The organism is Streptomyces sp. CB01580 (genome assembly GCF_001905795.1).
In the GTDB taxonomy this organism is placed as follows: Bacteria; Actinomycetota; Actinomycetes; order Streptomycetales; family Streptomycetaceae; genus Streptomyces.
Genome location: NZ_LIXJ01000017.1, coordinates 95,932 through 118,056, shown reverse-complemented (window position 1 = coordinate 118,056; position 22,125 = coordinate 95,932). Strand labels below are relative to the sequence as shown.

Below are 22,125 nucleotides of genomic sequence, written 5' to 3'. Positions count from 1 at the left end.
CAAGGGGGACATGCCTACACTCATTCCGAATGACAGTCCCTTCAGTCCCTGTCGGCGGGCCGAGAGGCCATGTGACCAGCGGCGTCAGAGGCAGGGACTGAAGCCTTTACGACCGGACGGACAAGGACGACTGCGTGCGGCGCCACGGTGAGACGAGCCCCGGAGCTTCCCCTGCCCGGCAGGTGTCGTCGATGTCCGTCGCCCGCTGGTGCGCCGGACACGGCTGGCCCGTCCACCCGCTGGCCCCCGGCCGGAAGACCCCGGCCGGGAACTGCGCGGACTGCAGGGACCGGCACCACGACCCCCGTACCTGCCCCTGCCTCCCCGCGGGACGTCCCTGCCACGGCTTCCACGCAGGGACCACCGACCTCCGGCGCATCGAGAAGTGGTGGACCGACAGCCCCCGCTCCGGGGTGGGGGTGGCGTGCGGCCCCGCCGACCTGATCGTCATCGACGTCGACGCCCACTCCGCCCCGGTCCCCGACCGGAGCCGCCTGCTCCCGGGAATCCCGATCCACGAGTCCGTCAACCTCACAGGTCTGGCCTCCGGATTCGACACGCTGGCGTTGCTCGCGGCCTTCCGGGGACAGCCCGCCCCGGCCGAGGACGAGAGCACCCTGCGCGTACAGACCCCCTCCGGCGGGCTCCACATCTGGTACCGGAACCCCGACCCGCAGACCCGGTACCGCTCCTCGGCCGGTTCCAGCCCCAAGGTCGCGCTGGCCTGGCAGGTCGACGTACGGGCCGAGGGCGGGTACATCGTCGCTCCGACGACCCGGACCACCCAGGGCGTCTACGAGGCCCTGGGCAGCGCCCGGATGCCCGCGCCCCTGCCGTCCTGGCTCGCGGCCGAACTGGCCCGCACCGGCCACGTCGTACCGCCCGAGCCGCCCCGGACGCCCCTGCGCCCTCCTGCGCCCCTCGCGAGGCCCGTCGTCCCCGGCGCGCGGCGGGCACGGCGTCCGAAGGCCGCGCACAGGATCCTGGCGCCGCTCGTCGACGAGGTCGCCCGGTGCGAGGCGACGAGGGAGGGTGCGGGCTTCACCGAGAAACTCAACCGGGCCGCGTTCACCGCCGGGGGGCTGGTCGCTGCGGGCCACCTCCAGGAGGACGCCGTCCGGGAACTGCTCACGGCCGCCGCCCACCGGGCCCGCCCCTGGCAGGGTTCACGAAACGAGAAGATCATCCACGACGGTCTCGCAGCCGGGGCCGCCCGACCGCTCCACCCCGAAGGACGTTCATGAGCAGTGCCGAGAGCACGCGCTTCGACGCCACTGCCGCCGCTCAGCAGATGCTCGACCTCGAAGCCCGGGAAGAGCCCGCGCCGGCCGCCGCGATGCCCTCGCATACCGCGGCTGCTCTGCCTGCCCAGACCGTTCCCGAAGCAATCGCGTCCCCGGCAGCCTGGCCGCCGCCGGGGCAGTTGCCCGGCACGCTGACGGACCGGGGCAACGCGAAGCTGTTCGCGCGCCTCTACCGCGACCAGTTCCGGCACGTGGAGGGTCTGGGGTGGTACTCGTGGGACGGCTACCGCTGGAGGCGTTCGGGCGGCGAGAAAGCGGCCCTGTGGGCGGCGGGGGAGATGGCCGAGGACATGCCGGACTCGGACCCCCGGGGCATCTTCGGCGACAGGGAACTGCGTCTCCACAAGAAGCGCACCTTGTCGACCACCGGGATGAAGGCCCTGCTGACCCAGGCCAAGGCGTCCCCGGACCTCTCCGTCGACCCCGACACCCTCGACGGCGACCCCTACGCCCTGTGCACGCCCGACGGCATCGTCGACCTCAAGACCGGTCGCCTCCGCAAACCCGACCCCACCCGGGACTTCCACTCGCGGGCCACCAGCGTCGGCCCCCGGGACATGCCCACCCCCCGGTGGCACCGGTTCCTGGCGGACACCTTCGGCGACGACGCCGAGGGCCAGGAGATGATCGACTTCCTGCATCTGCTGCTCGGCTACTCCATCACCGGTGACGTCGGCGCGCAGGTCCTTCCCTTTCTCCACGGACAGGGCAAGAACGGCAAGTCCGTCCTTCTCGACGTGATGATCCAGATCCTGGGCGACTACGCCGATGCCGCCCCGCCCGGCTTCCTGATGGACCGAGGCGCTTTCTCCGAGCACTCCACCGAGCTCACCGAGCTCCACGGGCGCCGCCTGATCGTCTGCAGCGAGCTCAAGCCGAACGACCGCTTCGACGAGGCCCGCGTGCGCCTCCTCACCGGCGGCGACAAGATCAAGGCCCGCCGCATGCGGCAGGACTACTTCTCCTTCACCCCCACCCACCACCTGTGGCTGCTCGGCAACCACAGGCCCGAGGTGTCCACCGGCGGCTTCGCCTTCTGGCGCCGCATCCGTCTGCTGCCCTTCGAGCGGATCGTCCCGGACGAACGGAAGATCGACAACCTGGCCGTCGAACTCGTCGTCGACGAGGGCCCCGGCATCCTCCACTGGCTCACCGAAGGCGCCCGCCGTTACCTCGCCACCCGCGACACCCTCGCCGGCCCCGACAGGGTCCGCATCGCCACCACCGCCTACGCCAACACCGAAGACCACATCGGCCGCTTCCTCACCGAATGCTGCATCCACGACCCCGAACGGCCGGAACTCCGCGTGGAGCAGGGTCTGCTCTACGCCTCCTACAGCACCTGGTGCACCACGAGCGAAGGCATCCGCCCCGCGACCACCCGGACCTTCGCCACCCGGGTCCGTCAGGAGGTCGGTCTCGCCTCACCCGCCGACATGATCAAATCCAACGGCCGCAAGTTCTACCCAAACCTCGCCCTGGCAGCCGAACAGTGAACGACATCCGTACCCACCACCATCCTGCCCATCGGGCGCGCAGCCGACCCCTGCACCCGCCCCGCGACCCCATCTACCATGGAGACGCGCCCCATCGGGCGCACGTCCCCCGACCGGGGGCGACATCCCGGACACCTCAGCGGAACAGCGGTACACAATTCAGGCACCACCCGGACCGGTGCACGCGGACGAAGGAGAGGTCGTGGCCATGAGCTCGCTACTGACCGACGGCGACCTCACCCACGAAGCCCACGTGGTGTGGCTGGAAGAAACCGAGCACCTCGACTACGTCCGCCAGGCCCTGGACAAAACCCCCCGCAGGCGCAGCAGACCCCGCTACGCCCGCGACGGGCGGATGATCGGCTACGTCGAACTCGACGCCACCGCCGAAGCCGACCCGGACAGCGGCCTCTACCGGCGTCGTGTGTTCTTCCTTCTGCCCCACGACCGCGACTCCGACCCCGACGGCGTCTACCGTCAGGGCGCCCCGGGCGAGGCCGTCGACCCGAGGACCATCCAGCCCAACAAGGCCGGTGAGAAGACCCCGCGTTCCCAGCGGGGCACCGTGACAGCGACGGCGACGCCCCAGCCGCAGCCGTAGCCGACGGACCGGGGGTGGTGAATCGGAACCCGCTTCACCACCCCCCGGTCCGCACCCGGTCTGGCGCGATCCCCCGGAGGCCGGGATCAGTCCAGCAGGTTCTCGATGAGATCGGCGGCCCGCATGGTGCCGCCCTCGGCCCGTGCGTCGGCGCGCAGCTGCGCCGAGCGGCGGGCGACCTCCGCGTCGGCGACGAGCCCGTCCAAGGCGTTCCGCAGGGTCTCGGCGGTGGCATCCTCGGTGTCGATCCGGCGGGCCACGCCCAGTTCCACGAGGCGGTCGGCGTTGGTGAACTGATCGGCGGCCTGGGGGACGGCGATCATCGGAACACCGGCCATCAGCCCTTCGCCGCAGCCGCCCATACCGGCGTGGGTGACGAAGGCGTCCGCCTGCTCCAGGATCGCCCGCTGCGGGACCCAGGAGTGCACCTCGACGTTGGACGGGATGGTGCCGAGTTCTCGTGGATCGGTGTACTTCCCGATCTGGAGGACGACGTGCCAGCCGGGCCGGCCACCGAAGGCCGCCAGGCACTGGCGGTAGAACTCCGGCCGACGGGTGAACGCCGATCCCAGGGAGACCAGCAGCACGTTCTCCGCCGCGGCCGGGCGGGTCCAGCTTCCCTCACTCTCACGGGCGTCGAAGCAGGGTCCGACGAAGGTCACCGTGCCGGTGTCGACCCGGTCGGCGTGCGGCTGCATCGCCCGGGTGATCAGCGCGAGGGTCCGTGCGGGGCGGCCGGAGAAGGCGTCCACGTCGGTGGTGGACGCCCCGCACTCGGCGAGCCACCGCGCGAACCTCGTCCGGTACGCGTCGGCGCCCGGCAGCCGCCACAGGTGTGCCGCGACGTCCTGGTCGTAGCCGTCCCAGGCCACGTAGGTCGGGGACAGCTGCATCAGGGGCCGGCCCTGAGCCTCGGCGAGGGCGCGTGCGGCGTAGGCGCCGATGTCGTACAGGTAGAGGTCAGCCGGGTCGTGGTCGTAGGCGGCCCGCAGCTGGGGGAGTGCCTGAACGGCGTTGCCGAGGAAGAGGTCCATCACGGCGACGGGGTCGTCGGGCCAGTTGTTGTCGGCGACCGGCAACGTGGAGGCGCACGGGACCAGTTCGGCGCCGGCGGCCGTGATCCGGTCGGCCACCGCTGAGCCGTTGGCGTAGGTCACCCGATGGCCCCGGGCCACCAACTCGCGGATGACCTCGAGACTGGGCAGGACGTGACTGACGACGGGAATGCCGACCATCGCGATGTGGGCACGGCGACGAGTCATGGAAGATCACTCATTTCAGGTCCATGGCGAAAAGGGGCAACACGAACCCGTGCGCTCACTGCCGCGAGAAGAAAACCCGTCGCGGGAGCGGCACATGGGGGTGCGATACGAGAGCGGGGTCTGCCCCGCCCGCGTCAGCCGTAGATCTGGAACAAGTGCATGCTCGGCACCCTAGCCCGCCGCCGGGACGTCGGTCACCACGTTTTTTCGGCGACTTCGGTGACGACCGCCCCATTCTGATGGGGCGTCAGCTCGCTGGGCGCCTCCCGGTGGGGCGAGCGGACGGCGGGATCACGCGCACGGCACCCCATTGAGTTGACGCAACGCCTCGTCTAATCTCCGAGCTAGACGCAACGGTGTGTCTATTCTTCCTGCTCTGCTGATCCAGTCACAACCGCACTCCCGAGAGGTCACTCCAGTGGAAAAATCGACCATCCCCGCTGATCGGACCGGCGCGACGACAAGGGCCCGCGGCAACGGCCCGGCCGTGTTCGGCGTGGCCTTCGCCTTCTGGATCACCATGGCGGGCACGACGGCGCCCACGCCTCTCTATCCGCTGTACGGAGAAGCTTTTGGCTTCACACCGTTCACCGTCACGGTGGTCTTCGCCGTCTACGCCATCGGCGTCGTGGTCGGACTGCTGGCCCTCGGGCGGCTCTCCGACCAGGTGGGGCGCCGCCCCGTCCTGATCGCCTCGACCTTGCTGTCCGTGTGCGCCGCCCTGGTGTTCGTACTCGCCCAGAACGTCACGGCGATGCTCGTCGCACGGGTCGTCTCCGGCTTCTCCGCAGCGCTCGTCACCGGTGCCGCCACCGCCTCGCTCACCGAACGGCTCGGACAGCACAGCCGCGTCAAGCCGGCCACGCTCGCACTGTTCGCGAACATGGGCGGCCTCGCGTGCGGCACGCTGCTGGCGGGCGTCCTGGCGGACGTCGCGCGGTCTCCGCTCCGTACGCCCTGGGTGGTCATGCTGGTCCTCGCCGCCATCGGCATGCTCGGGGTCGTGATGAGCGGCGAGAGCTCCGACCACCGGACCGGCTTCTCCCTCCGGTTCCAGCCCCTGCACATTCCGAGCGAGATCCGGTCGGACTTCCTGCGCTCGGCCATGGCGGCAGGCGCCGGTTTCGCCGTTCTCGGTGTCCTCACCGCCGTGACGGGCCTGTTCCTGGGGACCGTGCTGAACCAGTCCAGCCATACGCTGACCGGCCTCGTGGTCTTCATCGCCTTCGCGTGCACCGCCTTCGGTCAGCTTCTGGTCCGCCTCCTCCGGCCCGGCACGGCGTTGCCCGTGGCATGCGTCGGACTGATCGTCGCCGCCGCCCTGATCGCGGTGGCCATGGCAACCGGTACCCTCGCGCCTCTGCTCATCGGCGCCGCGGTGAACGGACTGGCGACGGGAATCGCCGTCGGTCACGGAATCGGCGGCATCACCACGCGCAGTGCCCCGCAGCACCGCGGCGCCGCGGTCTCCACCTTCTTCGCCGTCCTGTACTCCATGCTCGCCGTGCCCGCCATCGGCGTAGGGGTCCTGATCCGGAAGACCGGCCTGCGCCCGGCCGGAGAGACGTTCAGCGCGGTGGTGGCCGCACTCGCGCTCTGCGTACTGATCAGCCTGATCCGCGGTACCAGGAAGACCGCCTGACCCGTCCGCACCATCCACGCCCCGGCGGACTCGGCTGTGTCAGAATCACGGAAACGTACGACTCGAGAGGTTGAAGGAACCATCAGCGCCACGCGGAAAGCCCAGCCGGTCCGTCAGCAGAGTCCTGTCGTCAGCCGAACCGGCCCCCGACGCAGTGAGAGCGTCCGGCTCGCGGTGCTCCGGGCCGCGGACGACCTCCTGGTCGAGCGCGGGTTCGCCGCCTTGACCATGGAAGGCATCGCCCAGCGTGCGGGCGTGGCCAAGCAGACGATCTACCGCTGGTGGAAATCGAAGGTCGAGATCCTGCTGGACACGCTCAGCGACGACGCTCGCGAGGCACTGGAATGGCGTGCGGGGGAGGACGACCCGCAAGGCGATCTCAAGAACCATCTCCAGCGCGTGGCCGACTTCTTCGAGGAGCCGGCCGGCCAGGTGATGCAGGCCCTTCTCGGCCATGCCCAATTGGACGAGGACACCGCCGCCTCACTGCGCGACGGTTTCCTTCGCGAACAGCGCGAACGGGACGTCGCCGGGCTGCGCGCACTCCTCGCGCGCGGCCACGATCTGAACGTCGACGACCAAACCGTCGATCGTCTTGTGGATCTGCTGCTCGGCCCCCTCTACTACCGGGTTCTGGTGCTCGGCAAGCCGATCGACGAGGAACTCGTGGACACCACCGCCCGGCTCGTGGTGACGCTGGCGAGAGACTCGACGCGCTGAGGTCACGTGAGGCCGCGCCCGCATCAGCGGGGGCGCGCCTCCGACGGCTCCGGCAGCGTTTCGCGTCCCGCGAGGCAGAGCCTGACGCGGCACAGGTCTTCGGCTTCGACGAACACCTGTTGTCCCCAGTAGGCGGTGAGGCGCTGCGCGACAGTGACCGGCCGACGGCGGCCTTCGGGCGTGTACGCCGGGAAACGTACCCGGCCCCGGTCGGCGATCCTGTCTCCGAGTTCGCTGAACAACACGGCCCGGAAACGTGACGACAGGGCCGGGCGGGACGGGACGCCCCACCGGATTCGTGAGGTGGTCCCCTGCGGGCATGCGGAATTTACCGTGCTGATATGGATTTCGGTCATCCCGAATTATTGGGGATTTCCGTGAGCCGCTTTCCTTCCCGAGACATGGCGGAGTTTCATGGCGTGGCCCCGGAAAACAGGGCTTCTGATCCGTGAAGGGAAGACGATGAAACTCCGTACCTTTCCGTTCCTCGCCGTCGCGACCGCGGTCCTCGCGGTCGGTGGTACGTCGGCGGGTGCCGCCCAGGCCTCCGTGTCCGCGCCGGACGCGGCACGTTCCTCCCGGGCCGCCGAGGCGCGCCCCGCATCCGACACGCTGATCCATCCGAGGGCGACGCTGCGGAAGAACCAGGCCTGGACCTCGGGCAACGGCCGGGCCATCCTGCGTTTGCAGCAGGACGGGAACCTCGTTCTCTACAAGGACAATCGCCCGGCGTGGCAGGCGCCCGGTGCGTACCCCAATGGTGACCACGCCGTCATGCAGGAGGACGGCAACTTCGTCCTGTACGACCGCGGTGGGCGCCCGCTGTGGGCCTCCGACACCTGGCGCAAGGGCGCGTACCTCGCCGTCCAGGACGACGGCAACGTCGTCGTCTACAACAAGGACAGGCGTCCGGTCTGGGCCACCAACACCGGGGACTGAATCCTCTCGGTGATATCGGTCCGGGATTCCTTCCGGTAACTCCTGTATCCCCATCACGGCATCGGACCTGTCGTCTTCACGCCTCAGGTCCGATGTCTTTTTGCTGCCGTTCGATTTCGCCGCCGCTTGATTTCGCTGCGCGGTCCGGACTCCGGCGACGGCGAGGGCGAGGGCGGCCCGGACCGCTCAGTCGGTGTCCGGCCGGGGCGCCGGTCGGACGGCCACCGCGACGGGACGACCGGAACCTCGGTCCAGCTTGGTCGGAGCATGTCAAAAATCATGGCGATGTGCCTTGTTGTCTCAAGGGGGCCGTGCCTCAATAAGGGAGTCATCTCCCTGACGGGTTGTCAGGGGAGTGCGACGTTCCGGCGTGGTACCGCGAACTCGCGCCGGTGATCCCCCCACACGAAGGGCCAAACCATCATGAGGCATGGCATACGGCGGACAGCTGTCTGTTCCGCTCTCGCCGCGGGCATGCTCGCGCTGACTTCCACGGCCGGTGCGGTCACCCCCACCACCGCCACGATCTCCTTCAACTGCGGCATCTACGGTTCGGGCACCGCGACCCTGACCGCCACCCAGAGCGGCACGGCCGCGACCATCAACCTCTCGACCTCCGCCATCACCGCCCCCATCGACGTCGGGGCGAACTCGGTGAAATCGACTCTCACGCTCACCAACAAGGGTACGAGCACGGTGACGTTCACCGGAAACTCCAACCCTGCCATCCCGGCGGGCAGCCCCGTTTCCACGGGCCCGCTCAGTGGAACCGTCGCCTCGGGGGACAGCCTGGAGGCCAAGTCCCTCAAGGTCGTGGTCATGGGCATCACCGCGACCTGCAACGCGTCGTCCACCCAGTCGCCCGGACCGTTCGTGTTCTGACCCGCTCGGGGAGCGGCTGAACGGAGCGACGGGCAGGAGCACGTACGCGGCCGGGTGGCGTCGTTGGTCCGGAAACGGAACGGGCGGATGCCACCCGGCCGCTCACCCATGACGGGGCTGGGCCGGCCGCCCCCGGAGCGCCGCCTCCGCCTCCGTCAGGACGACGGCCCGGGGGCTCGGGGAGAGGGCACGGCGCGCAGCAGTTCCCACAGGGGGCGGTGTCCGTCGGCCCACGTGGCCAGCGTCGCCCGGTCCACCAGGTGCAGGCGCTGCGATCTGGCGAAGTCCAGGGCCGGTCCGGAGAAGCGGCCGTTGGTGACCAGGACGATGACATCGCCCTTGTGCACGGGCCGGCCCGTACCGTTGAGGACCTGCAGAGCAGGTGTTCCGACAGCGGCCCCGGCCAGTCCGGCGCGGCGGTGCTTGCACTGGATGACCCAGCGCCGCCCGTAGGGGTCGGTGGCCTTGACGTCGGCGCCGTTGTCCCCGGCGCCACCGACCTGTACCGCGTCGGTGCAGCCGTCGCGGTACATCAGATCGCGTATCGCGAACTCGAAGTCGCGGTGGTGCAGTTGGTCGATGTGCGCCATCGAGTAGCGCAGGGCGCGGGCGTCCGCCAGGCGTTGTCCGGCGCGTTGGTTCCGTCGGCGCCACCACAGGACGGCCCCTGCGGCGGCGAGTCCGAGCGCGACGGCGACGACCCAGAGGTGTCCGGCGAGCCAGCGCACCAGCTCACCGAGGACCCACAGTGCGACGACGGCCAGCACCAGGACCTCACCGGTGCGCGGACGCCGACGCCCACGGAACCGGGCCGGGCGGCGTCGTACGCGAGACCGGGGCGAGGGGCGGCGTACGCGAGGCCGGGCCGGTCGGCGGCTACCCATCGGCCACCCTTCCTGTGCGTCGGCGGCCCAGGGCACCGCCGTACCCGATGACCCACGACATCGCGTCCCCCTCTCCACCGGCCGAGCGGCCGGCGGCGCCGACAACCGGTCCATGAAACCAACCGCCGAGGGTGACACGTGGAGGGAAAGCCACTATCGGTCATGAATGGCCGAGTGTCGGTATCACGTGCATCAGGGGCATCGCGGGCGTTGTCAGGTGTGGCGGTTCCACATCGTTCTACGCCGATCAACGCCGATCAACGCCGTCCGATGCTGTTCGACGCTGTCCGGCCCGAGGGCGATCAGGCGTCGGCCGCGCCCTGCGGGTAGCCGATGGCCGCGGCGCTGTCCCGCAGATGGGCCGACGTCACGTCCGGATTCAGCGCGGACGCCACCTCGGGCGTCAGGGGCCGCAGGGCGTAGACGGCGACGACCGGGAGCCTTCGGGCGACATCAAGAGCGGTCATGTCGAGCATTGCACCAAACGCCTCGGACAACGTGACCCGTCAGACCGCGGTCGGCAGCCCGCCGCGCCCCCGGCAGCCCGCAGCCAGTGGTCGGTCGGGGCCGGGAAGCAGGGGGGTGGGGTGGGGACGGGGCGGGCCGGGTGGTGTCGGCGGGCCACCGCGACCTCGACCGTGACCGCACGACAGTGCGCGGTCGCGGTGGCCCGGGCAGGTGTCAGGCCAGTCGCGTGGCCCTCAGCCCGTCGAGCGGGTACTCGGACGGCAGCTCGGCAGGGTCGCCCGGCACGGTGATCTGTACGGCGATCGGCCGGGAATTCCCCGCTGACAGCAACTGGTCGGCCTGGGAGCTGAGGTAGGCCTTGCCGTCCTCATGCGTGACGTCGACGCCGGATGCCTCGACCTTCGCTCCGTGTGCCGACCGCAGGTCGAACGAGATCCGGAACCTGGACGTCTCCTTGCCCTTGCCGTCGTTCTTGTCGACGGCCGTGATGGTCAGCTCGAAGCTGTACACACGTCCCTGCGGGTCGTAGCTCGGCCAACCGCCGTTGGACTTCTTCGTCACGACGATCTCGTCGTAGCTGGGAGCGACCGGCATCGGTGTGATGCGCCCGGCTCCGTTCACGACCTCCAGGCCGTCGACGGGGATCTTCCCGTTCCCGATCCGCTCGGCGCGGCCGGGTATGGAACCACCGGTCAGGTCGAGATGGTTGACGTTGCCCGCCGAGTCGACGGCGTAGAAGTGACCCGCCGAGTCGAAGAACGTGGCCGAGTAGGACCTCCGGGAACCGCTGGAGCCGCTGGCCTCGGCGGGCGGGAAGACCTTCCGCTTGAGCACGGTCTTCATGGGGTCGTTCCGAGGATCCACGTGCAGGAGGTCGCCGTTGTCGCCCTCGACCGAGATGAGTCGGCCGTCCTTCGGGTGGTGGGCGAAGTCGTCCCAGCGCCCCGGACCCGGGCGGGGGCCGGGGACCGCCGTTCGGGCCGCCACGTCGATCGTGTAGCTGGGCATGTCGGGGCCGCTCGCGACGAGCAGCTTCTTCCCGTCGCCGTCCATGTCCCCGTCGTACCAGGTCAGTCCACTGGGTAAGCCCTCGACGACCGCGTCCGAGACCTTTCCGGTCTCCACGTCGATGACGACCAGTCGGTTGTCGCTGACGGCGAAGAGCAGGGGTTCCTTGCCGTCGCCCCGGTACTGCGCGCCCATGGCGCTGTAACCGGCCTCGTACGCCGGCACCTTCCCGACGACGCGGGTGTCCCCGTCGATCGGGTCGAAGCGGTAGATCCGTGTGTTCGTCCTGCCGACCGCCAGATAGACCTTACGGTGCGCCATGGCGCGGATCCTTTCGGTAGTGAGATGGATGCCGCACCAGAATTGGGGCGCTTCGCATTTCGCCGCAAGGCCGTGAAGTGGTCACCCGATGACAAAAGGTCAATCATGGTTGTTGCGTGCTTTTCCGGCGCGCCGGGTTGACGGAGGGGCGCTCCTCGGGAAGCGGCGGCCGGGTGATCAGGATTTCTTGCGCGGATCGCGGAACCTCCGGATTGCGGAATCTCTGGGGTGCCGCCCCCGGAGGTTCCGCAATCACCGGTGAATGCGCCTCACACCCAGTCGCTCTCCGGAGTGGCCGCCCGAAGTACCGCGCCGCCGTTCTCCAGCAACGGCAGGCCATGGGGTACGCACACCTTCTCCACGTCCAGCGCGGCCATCCGCCGGAACGAGGCGATGGCCTGTTGCCGGTCGAGGTTGAACGGACCGAGGATCGCCCGTCCGCCCTCGGTGGCGATGGTGTCACCCGAGAACAGCACGCTGCTTTCCGTGAAATGGAGCGCGATGCTTCCCGAAGTGTGGCCCGGCACGTGCAGAACGCGAACGGGCTCCGCCCAGCCGTCGAGTGTGTCGCCGTCCCGCAGTTCGACGTCCAGCGGCACATGCTTCAGAGGCGGCACTTCCGCGTCGGCGAATCCCGCCATGATCTGCTCGTGGAGCGCGTGTTCCGAGGCGGTGTGCACGGCCTCGGGCTCGGGGGCGGTGCCGCGGATGAACGGGGCGTCCAGCGCTCCGGCCAGCACACGGGCACCCGTGGCGGCGACGAGGTCCGCGGCCGAGCCCATGTGGTCCACGTGCGAGTGGGTCAGAACGATCTGCCGGACGTCCTGGGGGCATCCACCGAGCTGTTCGAGGGCGGCGAGTACCGCCGGGGCGGACCCCGGCACGCCGGTATCGATCAGGGCGTATCCGTCCAGCAGGCGCACGAAGTGAACATGCCCAACGGGAAGTGGCAATTGCCAAATAGCGGGAGTGATCTTGATCAGTTCCATGGCGTCACGCTAATCCGTGATAGAGGAACGTTCTGTCCTTTTGCGCTGCGGGTGAATTATGCGCAGCGTGAACGACCCGGACTTGAAAAACCCTGGAAAAGGGTGACCCATGGATGAACGGCATGGCCCGGCCATGAGTGGGGCGGACCAGTTCTGGCGGACCATTTTCAAACGGTGCGAACCGGACGCGATCAACCGGGACCGAGGGCCCTTAGTCGTGCAGAGGCCGTACGGGCACCCAGCCCTGCCCCATGGCCCTGAAGACGTCGAGGGCGACGGCGTGCGCGAGTTGATCCACGGCGTACCGGGTGAGCGGCGGCTCGGACTGCGGCCGCAGCTGGCCCAGCGCCTCGCCCACGACGGCCGCGCTCCGGGCCGCGGCGAGCGCAACGCACTTTTCCGTGACTGGGGAACCTCATGGTGACCGAGGAGTTCAGCTCGCCGGAGACGCCGGGCGCGAGGTCCAGGATGCCGGCCCGACACGCGCGGCTGGGCCCGCCGGTACCTCGGGCACACCGAGGCGTCCCGTCGCCGCTTCGACGACCGAGGGCGCGGAGCGGGCCCGCCGCGTCGGACGGACGGTGGACCATCGGCCTGCGCGACCGCTTCCGCGCCGCCTTCGGCTGAGCGCGAGCCCGGCCGGGCACCGTGCGGGACCGCGGGCGGGGGAGGCCGTGGGCAGGGGTAGGGGGCCGTAGGGGCTGAAGGCGCCGGGGCACGTCCGTAGGCTTCCCACCGCCTTCCTCCCCCCACTCGCACGGGGACAACCGGACCCTCTACACCTCGGAAAGCGGTCGGTACGGCCATGACATCCGTCCTCATCACTGGTTGCAGCAGCGGTATCGGCCTGGAGACCGCGCTGGCGTTCGCCCGCAGGCGAGACCGCGTCCACGCCTGCGTACGCGATCCGGCCACCGCCGACGAACTGTTCCGGCGCGCCCGGGCCGAGGACCTCGTCCTCGACGTGCCCCGGCTGGACGTCACCGACGACGCCTCCGTCATCGCCACGGTCACCGAGGTGCAGGAACGGCACGGTCCTGTCGACGTGCTCGTCAACAACGCGGGCGTCGACCGCACCGGCCCCGTCGAGAACATGCCGCTCGACGAGGCACGCATGCTGATGGAGACCAACCTCTGGGGCCCACTGCGCACCGTGCGCGCGGTGCTGCCCGCCATGCGTGCCCGCCGCAGCGGCGTCATCGTCAACGTCTCCTCCCTCGCGGGTCGGACGTTCGCCGTGCCGCACGGCGGGTTCTACGCCGCCGGCAAGGCCGCCCTCGGTGCCCTCAGCGAGGCCCTGTCGGCGGAGGTACGCCCCTTCGGCATTCGCGTGGTGTGCCTCGAACCCGGCAGCTTCGCCTCCCGCATCCATCGCGACACCGTGGGCCGGGCCGCCCTGCCGGAGCCGTCCGAGGCCGGCCCGTACACCGCGGACCAGGAATGGATCGCGCGGTTCCTCACCCGTGTTCAGGAGGGCGCCGGGGACTGCGGCGAGGTGGCCGAGGCGATCCTCGCGGCCGTCGACGACCCCGACACACCGCTGCACACCCCTGTCGGCAAGGACGCGGAGACGGCCCTGCGGTACGTGGCGAACACCACGTACGAACAGTGGCTTCCGCTCTTCCTCGAACAGGCCGAGTCCCTCGCCGGACCGCGCCCTGTCGAGCGAGACCAGCCAGGCGGGTGACCGGCCGTCGGCTTCGGTCAGGCGAATGACGGCGGGATCCGTCCGGGCCCGCCGTCCTCTCGCGGAAGCGTGCCGGCGGTCAGGAGGAAGGACACGGCGTAGGTGAAGCGCCCGGTACGTACGGCCTCGTCGTACCGGGCCACGAAACGGTCCGCATCCGAGGGACCGAGGAAGCCCTGGTCCGCCGCGGCGTGCGCCGGGAGGCGGTCCAGGGGCCCTGGCTGCGGCTCGGTCAGTCGTGGATCCGGATGGAGCGCGACGGGCACAGGTCCGCCGTGCGGCGGACGCTGTCGTGCAGCGCTGCCACCGGCTTCTCCTGGAGGACGAGGACGAGGCCGTCGTCGTCCTGGTCGAAGACCTCGGGGCTGAGCAACGCGCACTGGCCGGAGCCGACGCACCGGTCGTAGTCGGTGGTCACACGCATGGCAGGGAATCCGATCGGATCGGCCGTCACCAGGTGACGGGCAGCTCGTAGACGCCGTAGACCATGGCGTCGTCCTTGAAACGCAGTTCCTCCGGAGCCACGGCCAGCCGGAGACCGGGGACACGGCGCAGCAGGGTGCCGTACACGATCTCCAGCTCCGCGCGGGCCAGGTTCGCCCCCATGCACTGGTGGATCCCGTATCCGAAGGCCAGGTGGCTGCGCGCCTCCTGGCGGCGGAGGTCGAGGGTGCCGGGGTCGGGGAAGACGGTCTCGTCGTGGTCGGCGGCGTTGTTCAGCGCGAGGATGCCCTCACCGGCGCGGATGGTGACCCCGCCCACCTCGATGTCCTCGACGGCGACCCGAGCGGTGCCGGAGTCGGAGATGGAGAACACCCGCAGCAGCTCCTCGACCGCGTTGGGCAGCAGCGCGGGGTCCGACCGCAGCTCGGCCAGGAGGTCCGGGTGCTCCAGCAGCGCCAGCACACCAAGGGCGATCATGTTGGCCGTCGTCTCGTGACCGCCCACCAGCATCATGCGCGCCATGGTCACCACGTCGACGTGATCGGCGACCTGCTCGGTGCGGTTCTTGTCCAGGAACCTGCTGATCAGGTCGTCGCCGGGCTCGGTCTCCTTGAGGGTGACGAGCTTGTCGAGGTACGCGTCCAGGGCCTGCACCGAGGCCCCGTACTCCTCCGGGCTGAGATCGTGGTTCATCATCGCCGCGGACCACGCCTCGAACTGGGCATGGTCCGCGTAGGGGACGCCCAGCAATTCGCAGATGGTCAGGGACGGCACCGGCAGGGCCAGGGCCGTGACCAGGTCCACCGGCCCGTCGGAGGCCAGCATGGCGTCGATGCGTTCGTCGACGATCTCCTGGATGCGCGGGCGCATCTCCTTCACCCGGCGCGCGGTGAACTCCGGTATCAGCATACGTCGTTGGGCGGTGTGGTCCGGCGGGTCCATGGACAACAGCATCAGCCGGACGTGCGCCAGCATCTCCTCGGAGATGTGGAACTGGTGCGGGTAGCCGGGCCGTTTCAAGTTGGAACTCACCCGCGGGTCACCGAGTACCTGACGGACGTGTTCATGCCGAGTGACCAGCCAGGTCGGCTTGCCGTTCACCTTCAGCTCGGCGCGCGACACCGGCTCGTCCGCGCGCAGTCCGGCGTACTCGGGCGGCTCGCTGAACGGACAGGTGCGCCGCATCGGGAAACGGGGATACGGCGACGCGGTCTCGGGCGCCGGGTCGGCGGACTGGGTCATGGTTGCCTCTCGGACGGGCGGGCTGACGGACTGCTGGGCTGAGGGACGGCTGGGCGGTCGGACGGCTGGGCGGTCGGGCTACGGGTGCACGGGCCGACGGGCCCACGAGCCGAGGGGCTGACGGACGGCGGTTCGGTTGGTGGGGGAGAGGTGCGTGTGGCGGTGCGGTCCGCCGCCGTCACCAGGTGACGGGCAGCTCGTACAGGCCGTAGACCATGGCGTCGTCCTTGAACCGCAGCTCCTCGGCCGGCGCGGCCAGCCGCAGTGTCGGTATCCGTCGCAGCAGCGTGGAGTAGACGACGTCGAGTTCCATCCGGGCCAGGTTCTGGCCGACGCACTGGTGGACGCCGTAACCGAAGGCCACGTGGCTGCGCGCCTCGCGGCGGACGTCCAGCCGGTCCGGGGCGGGGAAGACCCGCTCGTCGTGGTTGGCGGCGTTGTTCAGCGGCAGGATGCCGTCGCCTGTGCGGATGGTGACTCCGCCCAGTTCGATGTCCTCCATGGCCACGCGCGCCGTGCCCGCGTCGGAGATGGAGAAGAAGCGCAGCAGCTCCTCCACGGCGCGCGGCATCAGCTCCGGCTCCTCGCGCACGGCGGCCAGCTGTTCCGGGTGCTCCAGGAGGGCCAGGACGCCCAGCGCGATCATGTTGGCGGTGGTCTCGTGACCGGTCACCAGCATCAGCTTGGACATGCTGACGATGTCGGAGTGCTCCACCGCCGGAGTCTGCCGGTTGAACGCGATCAGCCGGCTGATCATGTCGTCGCCGGGCTCGCTCTCCTTCGCGGTGACCAGACCGTCGACGTAGTGGTCCAGCTCGTAGTGGGCGAGGCCCCGGTCCTCGTCGCTGACCTCGTGGTTCATGATGGCCCAGGCCCACCTCTCGAACCGGGCGTGGTCCTCGTACGGCACGCCGAGCAGTTCGCATATCACCAGGGACGGAACCGGCAGCGCGAGGGCGGTGACGAGGTCCACCGGACCGCCAGTGCCCTTGGCGAGCATCTCGTCGATCTGCTGGTCCACGATCTGCTGCACCCGGGCGCGCAGCTCGCGCATCCGGCGGACGCTGAACTCCGGTGCCAGCATGCGGCGTTGGACCGTGTGATCCGGAGGGTCCATGGAGAGGAAGGTGAGCGGGACCGACTGGAGCGTCTCCTCCGGCACCGGCACCTGGAGCGGATAGCCCGGCAGTTTCAGGTTGGCGCTCACCCGCGAGTCGCCGAGCAGGCTCTTGTACAGGTCGTGCCGCGTGACCAGCCAGGTCCGCTTGCCGTTGACCTTCAGCCGTGCCCGGGAGACCGGCTCGGTCTCGCGCAGCTCGGCGTAGGCGGGGGGAGGGCTGAAGGGGCAGCCCCGCCGCATCGGAAACTCCGGGATGGCGTCCTCGTCGGCCGCTTCGGCAGGTGCAGTCATGATGTCCTCTTCACGCGGGAGGGAGCGGGGCACGCCGACACCGCGGGAAGGGCTCCGGGCTCGGCGCCGGTGCGGCGCGGTCGGCCGTCTCCCGCACGCTAGGCAGCGTGGCCGGGGGTGGCCCACCCCTAGGCGCCCCTAACGACCTCGCCCACGATGGTCAGCGGCGTCGCGGCGTCCGGGATCTGCGCCTCCGGCGTTGTCGTCGGTTGCCGACGCTCCTTCCCCGAGCTCTCAGCTGCTTTCGAGCAGGGGAGACCCCATCCGAATCCCTCCTCCGCCTTGGATTCGAAGGCCCCGGACGCCGCTCCTTCTCCCACTGCCCATCGTGGGCGAGGTCGTAAGGGCTGTCCCGCAATCCGTGGCGGATCGGCGCACGGCGTCGGATGCGATGCGTCGCAAGACGGAGGGGCGCCCGCATCGTCGGGCGCCTGTCAGGGATGACGGGACAGCCCGTAGGGGCGGTTAGGGGTCCGTCGGACGCCGGGGCGGCGGCTAGCGTCGGCAGCGGACCACGGCGGAAGCACGGTCGTCCGGCGCCCGCGCCCGGCGCTCCGCACTCCGCGCTCCATGGTCCGGCCCGACCCCCGTGAGCGGACGGCCGCCGCGCCCCGTAGCCGAGCAGAGGTGATCAGCGTGTCCCCGGAACCCAGCGCGAAGGGGCTCGTCCCCAGCGCCAAGGGCACCATTCCCTTCGGGGAGTACCGGACCTGGTACCGGGTGACCGGCGACATCGGCGCGGGCCGTCCGGCGGTCGTCGTCGTGCACGGCGGGCCCGGCAGCACGCACGACTACCTGCTGCCGCTGGCCCGCCTCGCCGAGGACGGCTGGCCGGTCGTCCACTACGACCAGCTGGGCAACGGCGGATCGACCCATCTGCCCGGCAAGGGGGCCGAGTTCTGGACCGTCGACCTGTTCCTCGACGAGCTCGCCAACCTCGTACGGGAGTTGGGCGTCGCCGATGACTATGTGTTGTTCGGGCAGTCCTGGGGCGGCCCGCTGTGCGCCCGGCACGCCATGGGACGGCCGCCCGGACTGCGGGGCCTGGTCGTCGCCGACGCGCCCGCCTCGTACCCCGTCTGGCTGAAGGAGATGGCGCGGCTGCGCGCCGATCTGCCGCCGGACGTGCAACAGGCGTTGCTGCGGCACGAGGCGGACGGCACGTACGACAGCGAGGAGTACCTGGCGGCCATGCGGGTCTTCTACGAGCGCCACGTGTGCCGCCTCACCCCGTGGCCCCGCGACTTCCTCTCCTCCTTCATGGAGATCTACAACGACCCGACCGTCTACTACGCGATGAACGGGCCCAACGAGTTCCACGTCATCGGCTCCCTGAAGGACTGGTCGATCGTCGAGGACCTGCACACCATCCGCACGCCCACACTGCTCATCAGCGGCCGTCACGACGAGGCCACCCCGGACGTCGTCCGGCCTTACCACGAGCGCGTGCCCGGCGCCCGCTGGGAGATCTTCGAGGAGTCCAGCCATCTGCCGCACCTGGAAGAACCGGAACGGTTCTTCGAGGTCGTGACCGGGTTCCTCGACGGCCTGTGACAGCTCGACCCGTGACAGCGGCTCGGGACAGACGGCCTGCGACAGACGGCCTGCGACAGACGGCCTGCGACAGACGGCCTGCGACAGACGGCCTGCGACAGAAGGTTTGTGACAGCACATCGGAACAACGGGTACTTCACGACACCGGCCGCCGCACGCTGCCGGCACCTGCGAAAGGGGGCGGGGACACCGCCATGGCGTACGACACCGCTCTGGTCTTCCCCGGCATGGGACCCGTCCCGTTCTCCGAGGTGGGCCGGTTCATGGTCGCCAGCCCCTATGCCCGGGAACTCGTCGCCGTCGCGGACGAGGCGCTCGGCTACTCGCTCGTGGACGCCTTCCGGTGCGCCGACGGCGACTACTCGGAGGCGGCCCAGGTCGCCTTCTTCGTGAACAGCCTGGCCTGTGCCCACTGGGCCCGCGACCACCTGGGCGTCGAACCGGACATCGTCGCCGGCCCCAGCTTCGGCGAGAAGGCCGCCCTCGCCTACACCGGGGCCCTGGAGCTGCCCGACGCCGTCCGGCTGACCGCCGGGATCGCGCGCTGCCTCGACGACTACTTCGCCGACCACCACCAGGACGTCGTCACCCTCTCCTTCGCCCGCGCCCCGCGCGAGGGACTGGACGCGATCCTCGCCGAACTCGACGACGCGGGGGAGTGGCACGAGATCTCCTGCCGCGTCGACGAGGACTTCTGGATGGTCTCCCTGGCCGAGCGGCGCGTGGAGTGGATGCGGGAACGGCTCCGCGCCATCGGCAGCCTCCCCCTGTACACCATGCGGCCCCCCATGCACGCCTCAGCGTTCGCCCCGCTGCGCGCCAGGGCGGAACGCGAGGTGGTCTCCCGCCACACCTTCACCGACCCGGCGCTGCCGGTCGTCGCCGACCAGGACGGCAGGCTGCTGCACACCGGTGCGGAGCTGCGCACCATGCTGCTCGACGGCTTCGACCACCCGATGGACTGGCCGAGTGTCGTCACGGCACTGCGGGACGCGGGCGTGCGACGGCTGTGCGTCGCCGGGCCCGACAGCCTCTTCGGCCGGGTTCCCCTCACCACCCGCACCTTCGACGTCGTCGCAGCACATCCCCGCCTCGCGATGACGCCCCGGCGCCGCTCGCGCGCCGCCTGAACCCGCCCGCGCGCTGCCTGAACCCGCCCGGGCCCGAACGAACTTGAACGCACCTGGACGAACCCGTCCGGGCACGGCCTGTACCCGACCGAACGATCAGCAGGAGGCACACCCGATGTGGGACGACCGGTTCGAAGAGATACTCCGCACCTTCCTGCCGTTCCTGCCCCCGCAGGAACCGCTGACCGCCGACACCGAGCTCAAGGACCTCGGCCTGGACTCCCTCGGCACGGTCCAGTTGCTGGGCACCCTGGAGGAGACGTACCAGGTGCGCTTCCTCGACAGCGCGCTGACCATGGACACCTTCCGTACCGCGGGCGTGCTGTGGGAGACCGTCGAAGGCATGCTCCAGCGCACCACGAGCTGACGGGGCGGCCACCGTGGATCCCACCGATCCCACCATGGACGGGACGCTGTCCGGACGGTTCCTGCGCGGCCTGGCCCTGGCGCCCGAGCGGCCCGCGCTGCGGATCGACGGCGCCGCTGTCGCCTACCGCGAACTGCACGAACGGGCCCTGCTGCTCGCCGGATCGCTGCTCGCCGGCTTCCCCGGCCGGCCGCCCGCCGTCGGCGTGCTGGCGGGCAAGGGGCCGACGGCGTACGCGGCTCTCCTGGCCGGTCTCCACAGCGGTGCCGTCGTCGTACCCCTGCAACCGGCCTTCCCGGTCGCCCGCACCCGGCAGATGATCGAGGCGGCCGGGGTGGGAGCCCTGATCGCCGACGACGACGCCCTGCCCGCGCTGACCGCGCTGCACGAGAACGGTGTCCGGCTGCCCACTCTGTTCGCCCCGGGCGGACAGCCGATGCCGGTGATTCCCGTCGACCCCGACAGCACGCTCAAGGCGCCGATGCCCGCCCGCCCGGCGGACGTCGCCCATGTGCTGTTCACCTCCGGATCCACCGGCCGGCCCAAGGGCGTACCGGTCACCCACGCCAACACCGCGCACTACTTCGCGCTGCTAGACGAGCGCTACGACTTCGGTCCGCGGGACGTCTTCTCGCAGACCTTCGACCTCAACTTCGACTGCGCGATCTTCGACCTGTTCTGCGCCTGGGGCGCCGGGGCCACCGTCGTCCCCGTCCCCGCGCGCGCCTACGCGCACCTGCCGGAGTTCGTGGCCGAGCAGGGGCTGACCGTGTGGTTTTCCACGCCCAGCGCGATCACGCTGGTGCGGCGCACCGGCGGGCTCGCGCCCGGTGCCCTGCCGTCGCTGCGCCGGAGCTTCTTCGCGGGGGAGGCGCTCAGCCGCCGCGACGCCGAGGACTGGATGGCCGCCGCCCCCGGCACCGTGCTGGAGAACCTCTACGGGCCGACCGAACTCACCATCACCGTCAGCGCGCACCGGTGGCGGCCCGGCCGGGAGCACCCGCACGACATGGTTCCGATCGGTGATGTGCACCGGGGGCACCGCGTACTGCTGCTGGCCGACGACGGCTCGCCGAGCGGCGGCGACTCGCCGAGCACCGATGAGCGCTCGCCGAACGTCGGCGAAGAGGGCGAACTGTGCATTGCAGGGCCGCAGTTGACGCCCGGATACCTCGATCCGGCCGATGATGCCGGGCGCTTCCTGGAACGGGACGGGCAGCGTTTCTACCGCACCGGCGACCGGGTCCGCCGCACCGAGCGCGACGGCTGGCTCTACCTCGGCCGTCAGGACGCCCAGGCGCAGGTGCACGGCGTACGGGTGGAACTGGCCGAGGTCGACGCCGCCGTGCGCGCCTGTCCGGGCGTCGAGGACGCGGTGACCGTCGCGGTCCCCGTCGACGGCACGGCCGAACTCGCCGTCTTCCACACCGGTGCCCCCGTACCGCCCGCCCGGCTCGCCCGTCACCTGCGGGAGCTGCTGCCCGCCGCGGTCGTCCCCCGGGCCTACCACCATCTGGACGCGCTCCCGCTCAACACGAACCGCAAGACGGACCGCAGGGAGCTCACCTCCCGAGCCGAAGCCCTGCGGCGGCGGCCCGCCGGGTCCGCGAGCAGGGGCGAAGGACGGCAGGAGGCGCAGTGACAGGAACGAAAGCAGCGACAGAAAAAGCCACAGCCACCGTCGCAGGAGCAACAGGAGCAACAGGAGCAACAGGAGCAACAAGGGCTACGGGAGCGACAGAAGCGATGGGGGCGACAGGAAGGACGGCAGGAA

22 protein-coding genes are annotated in these 22,125 nt (G+C 70.3%); 12 read left to right on the top strand and 10 right to left on the bottom strand.

What is annotated here, in order from left to right; genetic code table 11:
* The first annotated feature begins 191 nt into the window (after positions 1 to 191).
* The 3 genes from AMK22_RS23720 to AMK22_RS23710 all read left to right on the top strand — a co-directional run bounded on the left by AMK22_RS23720 (position 192) and on the right by AMK22_RS23710 (position 3,401).
* On the top strand, positions 192 to 1,244 hold the full coding sequence (locus AMK22_RS23720) for a bifunctional DNA primase/polymerase (RefSeq protein WP_073788066.1): 1,053 nt from the start codon (positions 192 to 194) through the stop codon (positions 1,242 to 1,244).
* Positions 1,241 to 2,800 (top strand): DNA primase family protein, encoded by a 1,560-nt coding sequence (locus AMK22_RS23715; protein ID WP_073788064.1) that lies wholly within the window; start codon positions 1,241 to 1,243, stop codon positions 2,798 to 2,800. The genes AMK22_RS23720 and AMK22_RS23715 overlap by 4 nt, the downstream gene beginning before the upstream one ends.
* A 208-nt stretch (positions 2,801 to 3,008) precedes the next feature.
* Positions 3,009 to 3,401, top strand: coding sequence for a DUF6009 family protein (locus tag AMK22_RS23710; protein ID WP_073788062.1), 393 nt, complete (start codon positions 3,009 to 3,011; stop codon positions 3,399 to 3,401).
* Between the two features lie 86 nt (positions 3,402 to 3,487).
* On the opposite strand, the gene AMK22_RS23705 is transcribed toward AMK22_RS23710, so the two are convergent.
* Positions 3,488 to 4,663: a macrolide family glycosyltransferase gene (locus tag AMK22_RS23705; protein WP_073788061.1), complete on the bottom strand. Its 1,176-nt coding sequence runs from the start codon at positions 4,661 to 4,663 to the stop codon at positions 3,488 to 3,490.
* 418 nt (positions 4,664 to 5,081) lie between these two features.
* Between AMK22_RS23705 and AMK22_RS23700 the strand changes: the two genes are divergently transcribed.
* Both AMK22_RS23700 and AMK22_RS23695 read left to right on the top strand, forming a co-directional pair.
* On the top strand, positions 5,082 to 6,305 hold the full coding sequence (locus tag AMK22_RS23700; protein ID WP_242434104.1) for an MFS transporter: 1,224 nt from the start codon (positions 5,082 to 5,084) through the stop codon (positions 6,303 to 6,305).
* Between the two features lie 174 nt (positions 6,306 to 6,479).
* A complete protein-coding gene (locus AMK22_RS23695) occupies positions 6,480 to 7,025 on the top strand; it encodes a TetR/AcrR family transcriptional regulator (RefSeq protein ID WP_079186346.1) in 546 nt (181 codons plus the stop codon).
* A 23-nt stretch (positions 7,026 to 7,048) separates the two neighbouring features.
* Here AMK22_RS23695 and AMK22_RS23690 read toward each other — a convergent pair whose 3' ends face one another.
* Complete coding sequence (locus AMK22_RS23690; protein ID WP_073788059.1) at positions 7,049 to 7,270, bottom strand: hypothetical protein; 222 nt, start codon at positions 7,268 to 7,270, stop codon at positions 7,049 to 7,051.
* Between the two features lie 217 nt (positions 7,271 to 7,487).
* On the opposite strand from AMK22_RS23690, the gene AMK22_RS23685 reads away from it, so the two are divergent.
* Both AMK22_RS23685 and AMK22_RS23680 read left to right on the top strand, forming a co-directional pair.
* Positions 7,488 to 7,964 carry a hypothetical protein gene (locus AMK22_RS23685; protein ID WP_073788058.1) on the top strand — a complete coding sequence of 159 codons (477 nt, stop codon included), beginning with the start codon at positions 7,488 to 7,490 and terminating at the stop codon, positions 7,962 to 7,964.
* Positions 7,965 to 8,387: 423 nt separating this feature from the next.
* Positions 8,388 to 8,846: a hypothetical protein gene (locus tag AMK22_RS23680; RefSeq protein WP_073788057.1), complete on the top strand. Its 459-nt coding sequence runs from the start codon at positions 8,388 to 8,390 to the stop codon at positions 8,844 to 8,846.
* A gap of 155 nt (positions 8,847 to 9,001) precedes the next feature.
* Here AMK22_RS23680 and AMK22_RS23675 read toward each other — a convergent pair whose 3' ends face one another.
* The 5 genes from AMK22_RS23675 to AMK22_RS39595 form a co-directional block, all read right to left on the bottom strand.
* On the bottom strand, positions 9,002 to 9,730 hold the full coding sequence (locus tag AMK22_RS23675; RefSeq protein ID WP_073788056.1) for a restriction endonuclease: 729 nt from the start codon (positions 9,728 to 9,730) through the stop codon (positions 9,002 to 9,004).
* A 302-nt stretch (positions 9,731 to 10,032) separates the two neighbouring features.
* Positions 10,033 to 10,197 carry a hypothetical protein gene (locus AMK22_RS39600; protein WP_158072075.1) on the bottom strand — a complete coding sequence of 55 codons (165 nt, stop codon included), beginning with the start codon at positions 10,195 to 10,197 and terminating at the stop codon, positions 10,033 to 10,035.
* Between the two features lie 214 nt (positions 10,198 to 10,411).
* Complete coding sequence (locus tag AMK22_RS23670) at positions 10,412 to 11,527, bottom strand: hypothetical protein (RefSeq protein WP_073788055.1); 1,116 nt, start codon at positions 11,525 to 11,527, stop codon at positions 10,412 to 10,414.
* A gap of 269 nt (positions 11,528 to 11,796) precedes the next feature.
* The gene (locus tag AMK22_RS23665; RefSeq protein WP_073788054.1) at positions 11,797 to 12,516 is read right to left on the bottom strand and encodes an MBL fold metallo-hydrolase; all 720 of its coding nucleotides are present in this window, start codon (positions 12,514 to 12,516) and stop codon (positions 11,797 to 11,799) included.
* Between the two features lie 211 nt (positions 12,517 to 12,727).
* Positions 12,728 to 12,874, bottom strand: coding sequence for a hypothetical protein (locus AMK22_RS39595; RefSeq protein ID WP_158072074.1), 147 nt, complete (start codon positions 12,872 to 12,874; stop codon positions 12,728 to 12,730).
* A 447-nt stretch (positions 12,875 to 13,321) separates the two neighbouring features.
* On the opposite strand from AMK22_RS39595, the gene AMK22_RS23660 reads away from it, so the two are divergent.
* On the top strand, positions 13,322 to 14,203 hold the full coding sequence (locus tag AMK22_RS23660; RefSeq protein ID WP_073788053.1) for an SDR family oxidoreductase: 882 nt from the start codon (positions 13,322 to 13,324) through the stop codon (positions 14,201 to 14,203).
* Positions 14,204 to 14,435: 232 nt separating this feature from the next.
* Here AMK22_RS23660 and AMK22_RS23650 read toward each other — a convergent pair whose 3' ends face one another.
* The 3 genes from AMK22_RS23650 to AMK22_RS23640 form a co-directional block, all read right to left on the bottom strand.
* Positions 14,436 to 14,627: a ferredoxin gene (locus tag AMK22_RS23650; protein WP_073788155.1), complete on the bottom strand. Its 192-nt coding sequence runs from the start codon at positions 14,625 to 14,627 to the stop codon at positions 14,436 to 14,438.
* Between the two features lie 26 nt (positions 14,628 to 14,653).
* Positions 14,654 to 15,889, bottom strand: coding sequence for a cytochrome P450 (locus tag AMK22_RS23645; protein WP_073788052.1), 1,236 nt, complete (start codon positions 15,887 to 15,889; stop codon positions 14,654 to 14,656).
* A gap of 178 nt (positions 15,890 to 16,067) precedes the next feature.
* Positions 16,068 to 17,300, bottom strand: a complete 1,233-nt coding sequence (locus AMK22_RS23640) for a cytochrome P450 (RefSeq protein ID WP_073788120.1) — start codon at positions 17,298 to 17,300, stop codon at positions 16,068 to 16,070.
* 636 nt (positions 17,301 to 17,936) lie between these two features.
* On the opposite strand from AMK22_RS23640, the gene AMK22_RS23635 reads away from it, so the two are divergent.
* The 4 genes from AMK22_RS23635 (at position 17,937) to AMK22_RS23620 (ending at position 21,993) form a co-directional block, all read left to right on the top strand.
* Positions 17,937 to 18,854: a proline iminopeptidase-family hydrolase gene (locus AMK22_RS23635; protein ID WP_073788118.1), complete on the top strand. Its 918-nt coding sequence runs from the start codon at positions 17,937 to 17,939 to the stop codon at positions 18,852 to 18,854.
* 194 nt (positions 18,855 to 19,048) lie between these two features.
* Positions 19,049 to 19,984 (top strand): ACP S-malonyltransferase, encoded by a 936-nt coding sequence (locus AMK22_RS23630; RefSeq protein WP_073788051.1) that lies wholly within the window; start codon positions 19,049 to 19,051, stop codon positions 19,982 to 19,984.
* 115 nt (positions 19,985 to 20,099) lie between these two features.
* Positions 20,100 to 20,351 (top strand): phosphopantetheine-binding protein, encoded by a 252-nt coding sequence (locus tag AMK22_RS23625; protein ID WP_073788050.1) that lies wholly within the window; start codon positions 20,100 to 20,102, stop codon positions 20,349 to 20,351.
* A 34-nt stretch (positions 20,352 to 20,385) separates the two neighbouring features.
* Positions 20,386 to 21,993: an AMP-binding protein gene (locus tag AMK22_RS23620; protein ID WP_073788116.1), complete on the top strand. Its 1,608-nt coding sequence runs from the start codon at positions 20,386 to 20,388 to the stop codon at positions 21,991 to 21,993.
* Positions 21,994 to 22,125: the final 132 nt, after the last annotated feature.

Bases quoted from the DNA above. Each gene is read 5' to 3' on its own strand.
- AMK22_RS23720 (WP_073788066.1), top strand. From the start codon at position 192: ATGTCCGTCGCCCGCTGGTGCGCCGGACACGGCTGGCCCGTCCACCCG.
- AMK22_RS23640 (WP_073788120.1), bottom strand. From the start codon at position 17,300: ATGACTGCACCTGCCGAAGCGGCCGACGAGGACGCCATCCCGGAGTTT.
- AMK22_RS23715 (WP_073788064.1), top strand. From the start codon at position 1,241: ATGAGCAGTGCCGAGAGCACGCGCTTCGACGCCACTGCCGCCGCTCAG.
- AMK22_RS23705 (WP_073788061.1), bottom strand. From the start codon at position 4,663: ATGACTCGTCGCCGTGCCCACATCGCGATGGTCGGCATTCCCGTCGTC.
- AMK22_RS23670 (WP_073788055.1), bottom strand. From the start codon at position 11,527: ATGGCGCACCGTAAGGTCTATCTGGCGGTCGGCAGGACGAACACACGG.
- AMK22_RS23645 (WP_073788052.1), bottom strand. From the start codon at position 15,889: ATGACCCAGTCCGCCGACCCGGCGCCCGAGACCGCGTCGCCGTATCCC.
- AMK22_RS23650 (WP_073788155.1), bottom strand. From the start codon at position 14,627: ATGCGTGTGACCACCGACTACGACCGGTGCGTCGGCTCCGGCCAGTGC.
- AMK22_RS23620 (WP_073788116.1), top strand. From the start codon at position 20,386: ATGGACGGGACGCTGTCCGGACGGTTCCTGCGCGGCCTGGCCCTGGCG.
- AMK22_RS23675 (WP_073788056.1), bottom strand. From the start codon at position 9,730: ATGGGTAGCCGCCGACCGGCCCGGCCTCGCGTACGCCGCCCCTCGCCC.
- AMK22_RS23660 (WP_073788053.1), top strand. From the start codon at position 13,322: ATGACATCCGTCCTCATCACTGGTTGCAGCAGCGGTATCGGCCTGGAG.
- AMK22_RS23630 (WP_073788051.1), top strand. From the start codon at position 19,049: ATGGCGTACGACACCGCTCTGGTCTTCCCCGGCATGGGACCCGTCCCG.
- AMK22_RS23685 (WP_073788058.1), top strand. From the start codon at position 7,488: ATGAAACTCCGTACCTTTCCGTTCCTCGCCGTCGCGACCGCGGTCCTC.
- AMK22_RS39600 (WP_158072075.1), bottom strand. From the start codon at position 10,197: ATGACCGCTCTTGATGTCGCCCGAAGGCTCCCGGTCGTCGCCGTCTAC.
- AMK22_RS23665 (WP_073788054.1), bottom strand. From the start codon at position 12,516: ATGGAACTGATCAAGATCACTCCCGCTATTTGGCAATTGCCACTTCCC.
- AMK22_RS23710 (WP_073788062.1), top strand. From the start codon at position 3,009: ATGAGCTCGCTACTGACCGACGGCGACCTCACCCACGAAGCCCACGTG.
- AMK22_RS23625 (WP_073788050.1), top strand. From the start codon at position 20,100: ATGTGGGACGACCGGTTCGAAGAGATACTCCGCACCTTCCTGCCGTTC.
- AMK22_RS23680 (WP_073788057.1), top strand. From the start codon at position 8,388: ATGAGGCATGGCATACGGCGGACAGCTGTCTGTTCCGCTCTCGCCGCG.